This is a genomic window from Zobellella taiwanensis, assembly GCF_003012795.1.
Taxonomy (GTDB): Bacteria; Pseudomonadota; Gammaproteobacteria; order Enterobacterales; family Aeromonadaceae; genus Oceanimonas; species Oceanimonas taiwanensis.
The window spans coordinates 1-279 of record NZ_PXYH01000077.1 but is presented as its reverse complement, the minus strand read 5'-3'; the positions used below and the strand labels follow the sequence as shown (position 1 = coordinate 279).

The 279-nt window shown below is 48.7% G+C and carries 1 rRNA gene; it reads left to right on the top strand.

From position 1 onward, the window contains the following. Positions 1-169: 169 nt before the first annotated feature. Positions 170-279: ribosomal RNA gene (locus C7I36_RS16995) — 23S ribosomal RNA — on the top strand; the annotation flags it as partial.

The window sequence follows — 279 nt, the reverse complement described above, 5'->3', positions numbered from 1 at the left end:
TCTTTAACAATTCGGAAAAAGCTGATGAATAAAAGTAGTTCTTGATACTGCAAGTGTCTTGGAACTTCTTGGCGAAAAATTGTTGTAAGCATCCGTCACTGATGCAGCAGCCATCAAGCCAGTTCCCCGCCAGCCATTCAGGCTGACAGGAAACTTCTTGGGGTTGTATGGTTAAGTGACTAAGCGTACACGGTGGATGCCTTGGCAGTCAGAGGCGATGAAGGACGTGCTAACCTGCGTTAAGCACGGGTGAGCTGGTAAGAAGCGCTTGAGCCCGTG